At 61.6% G+C, this 14,216-nt stretch carries 14 protein-coding genes and 1 tRNA gene; 7 read left to right on the forward strand and 8 right to left on the reverse strand.

Going from position 1 to position 14,216, the window contains the following annotated elements; all coding sequences use genetic code 11:
- The first annotated feature begins 7 nt into the window (after positions 1-7).
- Positions 8-83 (forward strand) — tRNA-Thr (locus IF10I1_RS18105).
- A 452-nt stretch (positions 84-535) separates the two neighbouring features.
- On the opposite strand, the gene IF10I1_RS18110 is transcribed toward IF10I1_RS18105, so the two are convergent.
- Together IF10I1_RS18110 and IF10I1_RS18115 are read right to left on the reverse strand one after the other, a co-directional pair.
- Positions 536-901, reverse strand: a complete 366-nt coding sequence (locus IF10I1_RS18110; RefSeq protein ID WP_186393751.1) for a hypothetical protein — start codon at positions 899-901, stop codon at positions 536-538.
- Between the two features lie 16 nt (positions 902-917).
- Positions 918-2,183 (reverse strand): MFS transporter, encoded by a 1,266-nt coding sequence (locus tag IF10I1_RS18115; protein WP_244284747.1) that lies wholly within the window; start codon positions 2,181-2,183, stop codon positions 918-920.
- 94 nt (positions 2,184-2,277) lie between these two features.
- Between IF10I1_RS18115 and IF10I1_RS18120 the strand changes: the two genes are divergently transcribed.
- Together IF10I1_RS18120 and IF10I1_RS23170 are read left to right on the forward strand one after the other, a co-directional pair.
- The gene (locus IF10I1_RS18120; RefSeq protein ID WP_186393752.1) at positions 2,278-3,213 is read left to right on the forward strand and encodes a LysR substrate-binding domain-containing protein; all 936 of its coding nucleotides are present in this window, start codon (positions 2,278-2,280) and stop codon (positions 3,211-3,213) included.
- Between the two features lie 264 nt (positions 3,214-3,477).
- Positions 3,478-3,651, forward strand: coding sequence for a hypothetical protein (locus IF10I1_RS23170; protein ID WP_164477524.1), 174 nt, complete (start codon positions 3,478-3,480; stop codon positions 3,649-3,651).
- 163 nt (positions 3,652-3,814) lie between these two features.
- Here the strand turns inward: IF10I1_RS23170 and IF10I1_RS18130 are convergent, their stop codons facing one another.
- Entirely contained in the window at positions 3,815-4,834 is a 1,020-nt protein-coding gene (locus tag IF10I1_RS18130; protein ID WP_186424595.1) for a 1-aminocyclopropane-1-carboxylate deaminase, read from the reverse strand.
- Positions 4,835-4,973: 139 nt separating this feature from the next.
- On the opposite strand from IF10I1_RS18130, the gene IF10I1_RS18135 reads away from it, so the two are divergent.
- From IF10I1_RS18135 to IF10I1_RS18145, 3 genes are all read left to right on the forward strand, one after another.
- Positions 4,974-5,453 (forward strand): Lrp/AsnC family transcriptional regulator, encoded by a 480-nt coding sequence (locus tag IF10I1_RS18135; protein ID WP_019962501.1) that lies wholly within the window; start codon positions 4,974-4,976, stop codon positions 5,451-5,453.
- A 126-nt stretch (positions 5,454-5,579) separates the two neighbouring features.
- Positions 5,580-6,362 carry an NAD kinase gene (locus tag IF10I1_RS18140; RefSeq protein WP_050471342.1) on the forward strand — a complete coding sequence of 261 codons (783 nt, stop codon included), beginning with the start codon at positions 5,580-5,582 and terminating at the stop codon, positions 6,360-6,362.
- 58 nt (positions 6,363-6,420) lie between these two features.
- A complete protein-coding gene (locus IF10I1_RS18145; RefSeq protein ID WP_186393754.1) occupies positions 6,421-6,945 on the forward strand; it encodes an Hpt domain-containing protein in 525 nt (174 codons plus the stop codon).
- 21 nt (positions 6,946-6,966) lie between these two features.
- Here IF10I1_RS18145 and IF10I1_RS18150 read toward each other — a convergent pair whose 3' ends face one another.
- From IF10I1_RS18150 to IF10I1_RS18165, 4 genes are all read right to left on the reverse strand, one after another.
- Entirely contained in the window at positions 6,967-8,118 is a 1,152-nt protein-coding gene (locus IF10I1_RS18150; protein ID WP_186393755.1) for a DUF2336 domain-containing protein, read from the reverse strand.
- Positions 8,119-8,228: 110 nt separating this feature from the next.
- Positions 8,229-9,245 (reverse strand): transglycosylase SLT domain-containing protein, encoded by a 1,017-nt coding sequence (locus IF10I1_RS18155; RefSeq protein WP_050471337.1) that lies wholly within the window; start codon positions 9,243-9,245, stop codon positions 8,229-8,231.
- 204 nt (positions 9,246-9,449) lie between these two features.
- Positions 9,450-10,052 carry a flavin reductase family protein gene (locus tag IF10I1_RS18160; RefSeq protein ID WP_050471336.1) on the reverse strand — a complete coding sequence of 201 codons (603 nt, stop codon included), beginning with the start codon at positions 10,050-10,052 and terminating at the stop codon, positions 9,450-9,452.
- A gap of 4 nt (positions 10,053-10,056) precedes the next feature.
- Positions 10,057-10,650, reverse strand: a complete 594-nt coding sequence (locus IF10I1_RS18165; RefSeq protein WP_186393756.1) for a nitroreductase — start codon at positions 10,648-10,650, stop codon at positions 10,057-10,059.
- A gap of 296 nt (positions 10,651-10,946) precedes the next feature.
- Here IF10I1_RS18165 and IF10I1_RS18170 point away from each other — a divergent pair, with 296 nt between their 5' ends.
- Positions 10,947-12,050, forward strand: coding sequence for a hypothetical protein (locus IF10I1_RS18170; protein ID WP_186393757.1), 1,104 nt, complete (start codon positions 10,947-10,949; stop codon positions 12,048-12,050).
- Between the two features lie 88 nt (positions 12,051-12,138).
- Here the strand turns inward: IF10I1_RS18170 and thrS are convergent, their stop codons facing one another.
- The gene (gene thrS / locus IF10I1_RS18175; protein WP_186393758.1) at positions 12,139-14,121 is read right to left on the reverse strand and encodes a threonine--tRNA ligase; all 1,983 of its coding nucleotides are present in this window, start codon (positions 14,119-14,121) and stop codon (positions 12,139-12,141) included.
- Between the last annotated feature and the right edge of the window lie 95 nt (positions 14,122-14,216).

The following is a 14,216-nucleotide window of genomic DNA, read 5'->3' on the forward strand; positions in this document are numbered from 1 at the left end:
GAAAGATGCCGGTATAGCTCAGCAGGTAGAGCACCTGATTTGTAATCAGGGGGTCACGGGTTCGAACCCTGTTGCCGGCACCATATTTTTCAATGACTTACGCCAAGACAGACCAGAACGCAGCAGGAACATATGCAACCTGTGCGAGCAGAAAAAGTCGCACGCGCGACATGGCCTTTCTGAACCGTTCATGCAGAAGGCCCGGCGCTGTTGCGGCGCCGGGCCTTCTTCACATGACTTCACAGGATCAGTCTTCGTCCGGCCAGCCGGAGGGCGTGTATAGAGCACCCTCCACCCAAACTCGCCTGACGCATCATCTCAAAGCTATGAGACAGGAATACGGGCGCAGCGGGGTGATCATTTATGATGCCCAGAGACGGTAATCGCCTAACAGTCGGCGCACCCTGACGGGGGTGGTGACGTTGCCCCCAAGTTTTATCCAGCGTGAGCGAGACACCGGGTCTGGGCTTTGCCCGTTTGGGCGGGTTGTGCAACGGGAGCTGACGTGGAGCTTTGCGGGCTGCGCGGTGTCTGGCTACGCCACGGCCTGCTCATAGACATGAAGATTGGTATTTTCGAAAGTGTCGTAAATGTAACGATAGCGGTCTATTCCCATCTTGTCGGCGCGGGAAATGAAGTAGTAATGTCCGATTGTATGAAGGATCATGAACACCCTGGAGGCGAGAGAGATCCCTTCGCCGAAGGTGAACACCCGGTTCTTGATGATGGCCTTGATCCCGAATTGGTGGCAAGGGACGAAGTGATATTGAAGTCCAAACAGGTCCGCCAGCTTGGTCGAGACGGCTTGATACTCCTCCTCATCAACGAAGCTGAGAACCGCATTTACGCGATCTTCGATTGACAGCCTTGCGAATTCAGAACTGCCGACGGCAACTGTCATTTTTGCATCTCCGTAACTATTGATTGTCGTGATCGATGGTGAACCGGGAGAGGATGAACGCAAGTCCGGCGGCCACCGAACCGACAGCGCATGTCCCGCTCCAACCAAAGTGAGAGAATGCAAGTCCGCCCAAGCCTGCCCCGATAGCGCCCCCGAAAAGCATGGTGGCCATGAACACGGTATTGAGCCGGCTGCGAGCCGTTGGGTCGAGGGCAAACACGCGTGCCTGATTTGCAACCTGAGAGGATTGGACGGCCACGTCCATAATCAATACGCCGATCGCTAGTGCCCACAGACTGCCTGGAAAGATCGCAAAGACCACGAACGCTAAAACGACTAGCGCAGCGCCGGCGCTGATCACATTTTCCGAACCGTGCCGGTCAGCGAAGCGGCCGGCCACGGGCGCCACAAAGACTCCGGCCGCTCCGATGATCGCCATCATGCCAACCGCGGAAGGACCGAGATCGAAATGTGGTAGCGAAAAGAGCAACGCGAGATTTGACCAGAATGCCAAGAACGCCCCAAAAACCAACGCTTGGATGAGAATGGCGATCCGAAGTGTCCGGTGCGTTATGAGCAACGCTGCTAGAGATCGAAGCAACGCAGAATAGCTAATCGTTGTCGTTGGCCGGACTTGCGGCAATTTGAATGCAAACAGCACCGTCAGTATGAACATGAGTGCTGCGGCCAGTTGAAACATCAGCCGCCAATCCCACCACTCGGTCACCGCTCCACTCACTGTGCGAGAGAGGAGGATTCCGAGAAGGATACCGCCCGTCACAAACCCGAGTGTCTGCCCTTTTGATGTTGCAGGTGCGATGTGGACCGACAGCGGTACAATCTGCTGTGCAACTGTAGCAAAAAGACCGATGAAAAAGCTCGATAAGATCAGAGGCAAAAAGCCCGAGGCCATGGATGCTGCCACAAGGGTCGATGCCAGGCTGAAGGTCGTGACTACGATCAACCTGCGGCGCTCTATTTTGTCACCGAGTGGCGCGATGAAAATGACGCCGGTGGTGTTTCCGATCAGCGTCGCAAAGGGAATGGCTGCGACCGCTGCCGGGCCGACACCGAATTCCTCTGCAAGCCGGCCGAGCATTGGCTGATTGTAATAACTATTTGCGACCGACAAGCCTGCTCCTGCTGCGAGCAGCAACAACAGTTTCTTGCCCAAAGCAGGCATTTCGCCTGTGTCTGGTTGCACAGCCGTCCGTTGTGTCATAACCACGCCTTTGTTGATTGGCACCTCTGCCGACGCAATACTTACTTGCTCAAGTGCCATGCCAAATCTTTTGTGACCGTGACATTGCAGGCTGTGGTTGCGATGGGCAAACCATTTCTATTGCTGTTGAGATTAGATTTGCTAAAGTCAGGGCATGAAACAACCGGTATCCCTTGTGGCCCTGAGAACGTTCCTTGAAGTCGCCCGTTTGGGCAGTATGAAGGAGGCTGCAAGTTCCCTGGGAGTGACGGCAGGCGCCGTCAGCCAACAGGTGAGGCAAATAGAGCAGCGCCTGCGGACGCGTCTTTTTCACCGCTCGAATCGCGACGTTCGCTTGACCGAGCAAGGCCACAGACTCTTTTCGTCTCTCAACAATCCGTTCCGGGAGATCGAAGATGCCGTGGCTGGTTTTCATTTTGACAAGCCACGAAATCAATGCCTCGTTGTCTCGACGGTTCCGTCATTCGCAGCTTGCTGGCTGGTTCCAAGACTCGGACGTTTCTCCGCCCTCTATCCCGGGATCGAAGTTCGCATTGAAACATCGGTGGGTCTGGTGGACCTTCGACGTGGAGGCGTCGATGTCGCGATCCGGCATGGCTCTGGTGAGTATCATGGAGTGGACATCACCCACCTGGTGACGCCGAATCTCATTGCAATCTGTAATCCGAGCTACGCTCAGGAACATGGTGCGATCGATACCCCTCGAGATTATTTGGACTATACCCTTCTGCAGGATCGCAACCGCAGTGATTGGAGAACGTGGTTCAGAGCGCACCATGTCGATGATCAAGACCATAGGGTAACGCGCGGCCCGAGTTTCGCGGATGATGCATTGCTAATCGAAGCGGTCGCAGAAGGCCTGGGCCTTGCAGTGGTGAGGGATATTTATGCCCAGCGGGCACTCTCGAAGGGGCAGGTCGTCATGCTGACGGAACGGAAGCTCGAGACAAAACAAGCCTACTTTTTTCTATCCACGCCTGACCTCGCAAACGCACCGAGAGTTCGCGCTTTTCGAAACTGGCTTCAAGGAGAAATTCGCCAAATGGAAAAGGAACCAGGGCACCATTCTTTCACGCCGATGGAGAGCTGACGGGTTCTCCTCCCACGCGTCACAAGAAAGTCGCCAGCAGGTTCCGGACCAGAAGCCGGTTTAGGTCGCAGACCCGTTAGCTGGAACACCAGGTTCTCGCGGCCATAAGCTTGATAGCAACCATGTAGTTCTCCCGCCGTTTGCCTTAACCTGTCGCAATGCCTCAAACTGTTTGATCTTGTCGAAGACCGCTCGGCGAGGTTTTGCTGCCGACAGATCCAGCGCGAGAAAGCGAAGAAGGTGCTGACGGCGACGAGGCGGCCCGTGTGGGGCCTCGATGTGGCGCTCGCGGAACTCCGGCGAGAAGCGTTCGAGCAGACAGCTCTGTTCCTCGGTCAGTTCGAACGCCAGCTCGGCGGTCACCTGCTACAGCCCGAGCAAGCGCTCGTGCCGGGTGAGCAGGCCGTGGCGCTGCCAGGCATCGCGCGCGCCGCCTGATACGGCCGGGATGGCCGAGATCTATTCGGTTCTCACCTGTATCAGGGCGCCCCAGCATGAAGGCGGCAGCCTCTTTCCTGCGAGGACAGCTTTCCGGAAAAGAAAACGGCAGCTCCCGGGGGTGGGAGCTGCCGCTTCGCACGCAGACTGGTCGATGGGGAACTCAGCCGTTGCGGTAGGTGTAGCTGTAGCCGTTGATGGCGGGGGCGCCGCCGAGGTGGGCGTAGAGAACCTTGGAACCGGCGGGGATCTTGCCCTTGCGGATGAGGTCGATCATGCCCTGCATGGACTTGCCCTCATAAACCGGGTCGGTGATCATCGCCTCGGTGCGGGCAGCCATGCGGATGGCTTCGTTGGTCTCGGCGCTCGGCACGCCATAGGCCGGATAGGCATAGTCCTCAACGATGACGATCTCGTCCTCACGCACCGGACGGCCCAGTTCCACCAGATCAGCGGTACGGTCGACGATCTCGCGCACCTGAGAGCGGGTCTGTTCCGGCGTGCCGGAGGCATCGATGCCGATCACCCGGTCGGCTCGGCCATCGGCGGCAAAGCCGACGATCATGCCGGCCTGGGTGGAGCCGGTGACGACGCAGACGATGATATAGTCGAAGCGGATGCCCATTTCGGCTTCCTGCGCCCGCACTTCCTCGGCAAAGCGCACATAGCAAAGACCGCCATAAGGATGGACGGAGGCGCCGGCCGGAATGCCGTAGGGCTTGCCGCCGGCGTCCTTGACGGACTGCAGCGCGTCTTCCCAGCTCTTGCGGATGCCGATGTCGAAGCCGTCTTCAACGATGCGGCTGTCCGCGCCCATCAGGCGGGTGAGAAGAATGTTGCCGACGCGGTCATAGACGGCATCTTCATGCGGCACCCAGCTTTCCTGCACCACCACGCACTTGAGGCCGAGCTTGGCAGCAGTTGCCGCGACCATGCGGGTGTGATTCGACTGCACGCCGCCGATGGACACGAGCGTATCGGCCCCCGAGGCCAGCACGTCCGGCACGATATATTCCAGCTTGCGCAGCTTGTTGCCCCCGAAGGCAAGGCCGGAGTTGCAGTCATCACGCTTGGCGTAGATCTCCACGGCGCCGCCCAGTTCCGCCGACAGGCGGTCCAGCTTTTCGATCGGGGTCGGGCCGAAGGTCAGGGGGTAACGTTCGAATTTATCCAGTTTCAGCATTGCCTGCTCCACTCTTGAAAGGTGGCGGAACGCTAGCAGGAAGGATATGAAAGGTGCTTGCAATCTTGGGCCTTCAATGATCGTCTGATTGCAGATATAGAGCTTTCAGATAACGATTATTCCGGATTTGATCTCTGTAATGAAAGAATCTTTCACTCCTGAGTCCCTCGACCGCATCGACCGCAAGATCCTGCATCTGCTGCAGCAGGACGGGCGCATGTCGAACGCGGATATTGCCGCAGCGGTCAATGTCAGTCCCGCCACCTGCCACCGGCGCATCCGGCGGCTGTTTGACGAGGGATATGTGCGGGACGTGCGGGCGGTGATCGATCCGCAGAAGGTCAGCCGGGGCGCGCTGGTGATGGTGGGAGTGGAGCTGGACCGCTCGACGCCCGAGAGCTTCGCCGCCTTCGAGGAGGCCATCCGCAAGCTGCCTGTCGTGCTCGATTGCCACCTGGTGGCGGGGGACTTCGATTTCTTCCTGAAGATCCGCGTCCGCGACATGGCCGATTTCAACCGCCTGCATGCGGAGCAGCTGATCGCCCTGCCCGGCGTGCGCCAGACGCGGACCTTCTTTGTCATCAAGGAAGTGGTCGACAATGCCCGGCTTGATTTTTGACCCCGCATCAACGCCCGGGGGACTTCCCCATTCCGGCAATCGCGCCTTGCAGCGGCGGGCAATCTGGCGGATGAATGGCGGGCGGCGCGGAGCCGCGGCAGATGCAGCACCCGAGTTCCAGAGCCAATGACCCAGAGAGAAATCCGCCCCGGCCGCATCGCGCTGGTTGCCAGCGACACGGAGGAAGCCCATCAGGCCCTCGTTTCGCTGACGGCGCTTTATGGCAATGCCACACCGGGCGAAGCGGATGTGATCGTCGCTCTCGGCGGCGATGGCCTGATGCTGCAGACCCTGCACCGCTTCATGAATTCCGGCATTCCGATCTATGGCATGAACCGGGGGTCCGTCGGTTTCCTGATGAACGAGTACCAGGAGGATGGCCTGCTGGAGCGGCTGGCGGCCGCGGATGTGACGACGATCCACCCGCTCTACATGCAGGCGATCGATCAGGCCGGCGTGCAATACAGTGCCCGCGCCATCAACGAAGTCTCCCTGCTGCGCCAGACCTATCAGGCGGCCAAGCTGCGCATTTCCGTTGATGGGCGCGAACGGCTGGAAGAACTGATCTGTGACGGCTGCCTGGTGGCGACCCCTGCGGGCAGCACCGCCTACAATCTGTCCGCCCATGGCCCCATCCTGCCGATTTCAGCCCCGCTTCTGGCGCTGACGCCGATCAGCGCCTTCCGCCCCCGCCGCTGGCGCGGTGCGCTGGTGCCCAATCATGCGGTGGTGGAAATCGAGGTGATGGAGAGCGCCAAGCGCCCGGTCAGCGCCGCTGCCGATCACACGGAAATCCGCAATGTGGCGAAGGTGAGCGTGCGCGAGGACAAAAGCTCCGCCTGTCTGATCATGTCCGACGCAGGCCATGGCTGGGACGAGCGAATTTTAAGTGAAATGTTCCGCTATTGACCTTACGCGGGCATCAGCGGAATCTTCCGGTATTGGCGGCAGGGCAAGGACACCGATCATGATCAGCGACGAGGATCTTCAGGGCAGCGACGTGGAGTTCGTCAAGCCGCCAACGGACCTGCGCAAGAAGGTGCGGGTGATGAGCCCGCGCGAGGCGGCCAAGTTCGATCCCATCAAGGCGGCGGAAGCGGCGCTGGAGCGGCTCTCCGTCCAGTTCGACGGCTGGATGCACCGGGAGACCGAGCAGCTGTTTGCCGACTGGAGCGCCATCGAGGAGGAGGGGCTGAACGAGACGACCCTCGCGCAGCTTTACAACACCACCCACAATGTGAAGGGACAGGCGCAGACGCTGGGCTATCCGCTGGCCGGAGCCGTCGCCGCCAGTCTCTGCCATCTCATTGAGGCCGTGAGCACACCGGAGCACCTGCCGCTGACACTTCTGCGCCAGCATGTGGACGCGATCCGCGCCATCGTGGCCGAAGAAGCCCGCGACGAGGCGAACCCGACCGGCGCAGCGCTTCTGCATAAATTGCAGGAGGTGACGCAGGACTATATCGAACGCACGGTGCCTGTTAAGGACTGAGCCTGCACCCAGGCTCTGCCCTCACGCGGCGGCCAGAAGCTCGGTATTCACCAGCAGCCGCGCTTCCTCACGGGCCGCTTCCAGGACCAGCACCCGCATCAGGGCGAAGACATCCTCCACCCCGCCGCTGACAGCCATCTCCTCAAGGCCGGCGCTGACCTCTTCCATCACCGCGCGGGTCGTGGCGGGAGGCTGATCCTGCAGGAAGCTGCAATCTGCCGCCCGGTAGGCTTCCACCATCAACTGAAACACCGCGACCGTGCGCTGGGGCAGACCGGTGGCCATGAGCAGGGAACGCAGGGCTCCGGCCCGTCCGGTGGCCAGCAGATCCGCCACCCGCGCCTGCGGCTGGCCGCAGAGGGCGGACAGGCAGGCGGACAGCACCCGCAGCCGGCCCATGCCGGCGGCGCGCAGCATCAGCCGTGCCGTCAGCTGACCGCGCGCGCGCAGATGCTCGACGAGACCACCCAGTTCCGCATCCGTGGCACCGGCTGCCAGCACGACGGTTGCGCGCTCGCGGGCCTCTTCAAGATAGGTTTCTGCGCTTTCGGGAAGCGCCTCGCCGGCAAGCACCAGCGCCTGTGCCTTGAGGCCATCGGTCAAGGCCGTCAGCAGGGTGTGGCGGATGGTCAGAGGCAGGCCGGTGCGGGCCAGCAGACGGCTGCGCACGGCAGCATCATCGGCAAAGCGTTCGGCAAGGCGGGAGAGGCTGAAGGAGACGATGACCGCATCGGGATTGTCGAGCAACACGGCGCAGGCCTCCGGCCCTGCGACTTCTGCCAGCGCGGCAGCCACAGGGGCAGAGAGGTTCCGGCGGCGGGCAATGGCGCATTGCACGGCGTCAGAGCCTTCGGCGACCAGATCGATCAGATCGCAATCGGGCACCAGCGGCGAAAATTCGAGGATCGGAGCGGCAACCAGCGCCGTGTCACGGGCCAGCGCCAGCACCACAGGGCGCGGCGCATCCTCCCGGCGGGCGAACACATCCGCAAGGGCAAAGCGGACTTCAGGCGCCGGATCATCCAGCAGATAGGTCAATGCGGCCTGACAATCGCCCCGCTCTGCCTCGCTCATCGGCGAATGCAGGAAGGCGCGTGCAAGCGCAGCGGTGGCCTCGGCGCGCTCAGCGGGCGCCGCCGTACCGGCCCAGGACAGAAACTGACGAATGATCATGACGCGTGACCCGAACACACAATGCACCTCAACAAGGTGCAAATCACACTGCCACGCAAAGGCTTAACGTTCGGTTCACCATAAATGAGGCACGGACCGGCCGCGCCTGCTCAGGCAGGCGGCAGCAGATCGCGCTTCACGCCAAGCGGCGCGTAGTTGAGGAAGCCGGTGAGGTCCAGAGGCCCTTCCTGCGTCTGCGCAATCGCCCCTTCCCCGCCCGCAAGCTGGGCCACCACACGGGTGCCGCCGACGGCGCGCGAGAAGACGTGATCATCCTTCACCCCGGCAAAGGCGGCCAGATAGCTGCCGGACATGGTGGCCGTACGCGAGCCTGCATCATCGCGGAACAGGGCCTCGAAGGGCGCGCTGGTTTCCGCAGCCCGGAAGGCGCTGTCCACCCGTGCCCCCACCGGATCGCCCGAGCCGGCCTCTTCGGCAAAGCCGGTGAGGATGCGGCTCTTCGGCAAGTCATCCGTTCCCTGCCCGGTGGCAGATGCCACCATCACCGCGGCGGCCCCATCGTGCTTGCTGACGAGGACATCGTAGACCTGCGCCAGCGTCCGCGGAGATCCCGCGCCATCATAGAAGATGGCCCGGTTGGCCTTGGCCTGCGCCGGGAACATCTGGGCGGCGGAACTCTCCGGGTTCACCTGCGCGGAATTGATCAGCCGCGAAGCCCCCTGCGCGCCGAGGAAATGGGCGATGTAAAGCTCACCCTGGTTCGGATCCCGGCCAAGGCGGTTGGAGAGGAACTCGGCATTCTTGCGGGTAAATTCGCCGGCCATGCGGGAGGAAATCTCCGGATCCTTGCGCAGGTCCAGAATCTCCTGACGCATATCGGGATCGCTGACCCGGTACTTTCCGGTGGCGGTTCTTTCGATCTGGTCGGCATAGGACTGCAGGCCGTGCCTGCCGCCGCTGTCCTTGACGGTTTCAAGCCAGGTCTGTTCGACAAACTGGAACAGACCGGTCGCACTGGAGGTCTTCGACTGCGCTGCGGGCTGGAATGAGGATTCCCGCGCAGCCGTCTTCAGCAGGTAGTCAAAGGACGTCCCCGTTGTTGTGCTTGCGGTCTGGAAGGCCTGCTCGATCCGCGACGCGATCGAGGTGGAGTCTGCTGCACGCATGAACCCGTCTCCTCGATGTAAAGATTACCACACGGTTAACATCCAGCCTGAATGGTTAACAAAAAGTTAACGGACATCCGGCGCCGGTTAACGAGTGCCACTTTCAACGGGAAAGCAGGCGAAAGCCCTGACAGATATACCGATAAATTACCGGAAGAACCCGGATCGCAAAGCCTGAAGCCGCCGCGATCCGGCAAAAGCGACTCACCCTTTGGGGCGGGTGAGCTCAAAAACGTCGCGGGTGACGTCATAATCCTTGTAACCAAGGCGGGAAAGCAGCTCCAGCCGCGAGGGCACGACGCGGCCATTCTCGATGACGCTGTCATCGATATGAACGCCGATCACCTGCCCCAGAACCATGTAGCTCTGGACCGCATTGCCATCGAGGTCCTTCAACTGCTGGATCTGCAGCATCCGGCACTCAAGCGCCGCCTTGGCCCGCTTCACACGCGGCACCTTGACCAGATTGGAAGGCGCCATTTCGAGGCCGGCCAGCTCGAATTCGGACACATCGGGACCAACGGGTGCCGAAGACGCATTCATCTCGTCGCGCAGGTCATGGCTGACGATGTTGCAGACGAATTCGCCCGTCGCCTCGATGTTGCGCACGCTGTCCTTCCAGCCGGAGGAGGAGAACATGACGATCGGCGGTGCATCGGCCACGGCGTTGAAGAAGCTGTAGGGGGCGAGATTCGCCGTGCCCTCTGCACTCAGCGACGAGATCCAGCCGATGGGCCGCGGTGCGACAAGGGCCTTGAAGGGGTTGAAGGCCAGCCCGTGAGCATTGGAAACGGTGTCATAGAACAACGGCTTACTCCCCGGCCCAGTGGGTGACGATGCTGGCAAGCTCCGGGCGCGGACGCTCGAACGGCGCCTGTGTGGGCGTGCCGATGTGGATGAAGCCGGCAAACCGCTCGCCCTCGGCTGCGCCCAGATAGCGCGCCGCGTCGTCATCGAAACTGTACCACTCGCTGATCCACTGCGCGCCGAAACCGGCTGCCGTGGCTGCCGTCAGAATGTTCATGCAAGCGGCACCGGCCGACAGTTCCTGCTCCCACACAGGGATCTTCGGATGAACGGCAGCGCGGCTCAGCACGCCGATCACGACAGCCGAGCGGATGAAGCGGTTCAGTTCCTGCGTTCTCTGAGCTTCGGAGAGCGGCCCGTTGCGGCTTTCGGCCAGCGCGGCCAGATGCTCACCGATTCTGCTGCGCGCCTCCCCTGCGTAGACGACAAAGCGCCAGGGCGCGAGCTTGCCGTGATCCGGCACGCGCGCACCAATGGTGAGGATCTTTTCCAAGGTTTCCGCATCCGGGCCCGGCTCGGACAGGGTGATGGCCAGATGCGACCGGCGGGTCAGCAAAAAGTCGGTAACATGCGGATGCGGCTTGGCAAATTCGCTCATCGGAGCCTCTGAAACGGTGGGGTGAAATCCTGGCGAAAGTGGTAAGCTTTTAACCTCACTTGTCAACCGGGCTTGCATGCGACTTGAATTCGCCCGATTTTCCGGGCCATTAACGAAATGGAAACGGATGCGGCAGCCCATGGCTGGTGCTGCCGTTGAACATCCAGTGGCCTTGGCGGGTCTGACAGAAGATCCGCGGCGAGTGGCAGAAGGCCGGCGCAGGAAAAATGATGACGGGAAACAACCGCAGCGCAGGACTGGCACGTGCTTCAAGGCGTGCTCTGACAGCAGCCCTTATGGCTCTTTTTGTGATGCAGACGGCGGCGGCGGCCCAGGAAGCCACAGCCACCCCTGCGGACCAGAAGCCCCCCTCTCTGGATGCCGGCACGGCTTTCTCGGCTCCGCTCTCCCCTCCCACGCCTCTGGGCAAGCCGCATGATTTCGGCCCCGCGGAAGGCACTTCGCCGGATCCGTCCGAGGTGCAGGGAGCCACAGCGGCGCCGCCGCTCCTGTCGCCTGAAGATCCCGCCAGCCGATTCAACGATGCGCTCGTGCCCTATGCCCCGTCGAACACGCTGACGGATGGCACCCAGTCCGGCCTCGAAAAAGGCGCGGTCTATCTGGTTGCCCGGCTGACGGAAGGAACAGCGCAGATCTCCGATGGCCTTATCTGGCGTGTCTATGGCGAAACCCCGAATGCCAGCGGCGAACTGGAACTGGTGGCAACGGCCATGGGCGGGGATGCGGAGTTCCGGCTCGATCCCGGCGCCTATCTCATCCACACCTCCTATGGCTTTGCAGGCTCCACCAACCGGCTTGTCGTCGGCCGCGGCGTCTATTCCAAGACCGTGGTGCTCAATGCAGGGGGCGTAAAGCTGAACGCAGCCCTTGGCCCGGATGATCCGCTGCCGCCAGATGACCTGCGGTTCGACATTCTGGGCATGAATTTCAACGCCATCGGCGAGCGCGAAGTCATCGTGTCCGGCGTGAAGCCGGAGGCCATCGTGCGCCTCAATGCGGGCACCTATCATGTGGTCAGCCGCTATGGCGATGTGAACGCCATCGTGCGGGCGGATATCTCCGTGGAAGCGGGCAAGCTGACGTCGGCGACACTTTTCCAGAATGCGGCCAGTGTGACGCTCAAGCTCGTCAACGATCCGGGCGGCGAGGCGATTGCCAATACGGCCTGGACCATTCTCACGCCCGGCGGCGACACGGTGGTGGAAGGCAACGGCGCCTTTCCGTCCTTCGTCCTCGCGGCAGGCGAGTATGAGGTGGTCGCCCGGAACAATGGCGTCAACTACAGCCGCAATTTCATGGTCGTCTCCGGTGAGAACGAGGAAGTCGAGGTGCTGGCCCGCACGGAAACCTCCAACGTCAGCCAGCTGCCGCAGAACTGACAGGCACACCCCGGCAGACATGAAAAGACCGCCGCAGCTTGCGCCACGGCGGTCTTTTTTTTTCATGTCAGTTCGTATGCTGCAGCACTCAGCCGCGGGCGCGTTTCAGGTCCGGCGCCACTGCTTCCTCGATGAAGGCGGCAATCGCCTCATCAAGGCTCATCGGCGTCTGGTTCTGCGAACCGAGGCGGCGGACGTTGACCGTGCGCTCTTCCGACTCGCGCTTGCCGCAGACGAGAATGACCGGCACCTTGGCCAGCGAATGCTCGCGGACCTTGTAGTTGATCTTCTCGTTGCGCAGGTCGAGATCGGCCCGGATGCCTGCCTTGCCCAGCGCCGCATGCACCTCGCGGGCGTAGTCATCCGCTTCCGAGGTGATGGTGGCGACAACCACCTGCTTGGGCGCAAGCCACAGCGGGAAGTGACCGGCGAAGTTCTCGATGAGGATGCCGAGGAAGCGTTCCATCGAGCCGCAGATGGCGCGGTGGATCATCACCGGCGTCTTCTTCTCGCCGTCCTTGTCCACGTAGAAGGCACCGAAGCGTTCCGGCAGGTTGAAGTCCACCTGCGTGGTGCCGCACTGCCACTCACGGCCGATGGCATCCTTCAGCGTGTATTCGAACTTCGGACCGTAGAAGGCGCCCTCGCCCGGCAGGATGCCGGTCTTGATGCGCCCGCCGGACTGCTCCTCGATCTGCTTGAGAACGTGGGTCATCACCTCTTCGGCATGGTCCCACAGCTCGTCGGAACCGACGCGCTTTTCCGGGCGGGTGGAGAGCTTGACGACGATCTCGTTGAAGCCGAAATCCTCATAGACCGACAGGATCAGGTCGTTGATCTTGAGGCATTCTGCCGCCATCTGCTCTTCGGTGCAGAAGATGTGAGCATCGTCCTGCGTGAAGCCGCGCACGCGCATCAGCCCGTGCATGGCGCCCGAAGGCTCGTAGCGGTGCACCACGCCGAATTCCGCCATGCGCAGCGGCAGGTCACGGTAGCTCTTCAGCCCGTGCTTGAAGATCTGCACGTGACCGGGGCAGTTCATCGGCTTCAGCGCGAAGATGCGCTCGTCCTCGGCTTCCGGATCGGCACATTGCACGGAGAACATGTTCTCCTTGTACCAGCCCCAGTGACCGGAGGTTTCCCACAGCGAGGTGTCGAGCACCTGCGGCGCGTTCACCTCATCGTAGTCGCCGGACAGGCGGCGGCGCATGTAGGAGACAAGGCTCTGGAACAGGCTCCAGCCCTTGGCATGCCAGAACACGACGCCCGGGCCTTCTTCCTGGAAGTGGAACAGGTCCATCTCGCGGCCGAGCTTGCGGTGGTCACGCTTCTCCGCCTCTTCCAGCATGTGCAGATAGGCCTTCAGATCAGCCTCGTTCGCCCACGCGGTGGCGTAGATGCGGGTCAGCATCTCGTTGTTGCTGTCGCCGCGCCAGTAGGCACCGGCTACCTTCATCAGCTTGAAGGCGTCGCCGATCTGGCGGGTGGAGGCCATGTGCGGGCCACGGCAGAGGTCCAGCCACTGGCCCTGCTTGTAGATCTTCAGGTCCTGACCTTCGGGAATCGCATCCACCAGCTCGACCTTGTAGGTCTCGCCCTTGGCGGCAAAGTAGCGCTTGGCTTCCTCGCGGGACCAGATTTCCTTGGTGAAGGCCGCCCCGCGCGCGATGATCTCGCGCATCTTCTTCTCGATGACCGGCAGGTCTTCGGGCGTGAAGGGCCAGTCCTCGCGGGTGTCCGGGTGGACGCGCTTGAAGTCGTAATAGAAGCCGTTCTCGATCACCGGGCCGATGGTGACCTGTGTCCCCGGCCAGATTTCCTGCACCGCCTCGGCCATCACGTGGGCCGCATCGTGGCGGATCAGTTCCAGGGCGCGCGGGTCCTCGCGGGTCACGATCTCGATGCGCGCATCGGAGGTGATGGCATCGGAAAGATCGCGCAGCTCGCCATCAAGGGTCATCGCCACGGCCTTCTTGGCCAGCGACTTGGAAATGCCCTCGGCAACGGCTGCACCGGTGGTGCCGGCCTCATAGGAGCGCACGGAATTGTCGGGGAAAGTCAGATTGATCATCAGTCATCTCCTGCTCACTCCTGCAGACGAGGCAGGTAAGCTTTTGTGTTTTTCGACTGGGCCTGAATAAGGGATTTGCGCGTGAGGAACAACCT

It is taken from the genome of Pannonibacter sp. I15F10I1 (assembly GCF_900185665.1).
Classification (GTDB): domain Bacteria; phylum Pseudomonadota; class Alphaproteobacteria; order Rhizobiales; family Stappiaceae; genus Pannonibacter; species Pannonibacter indicus.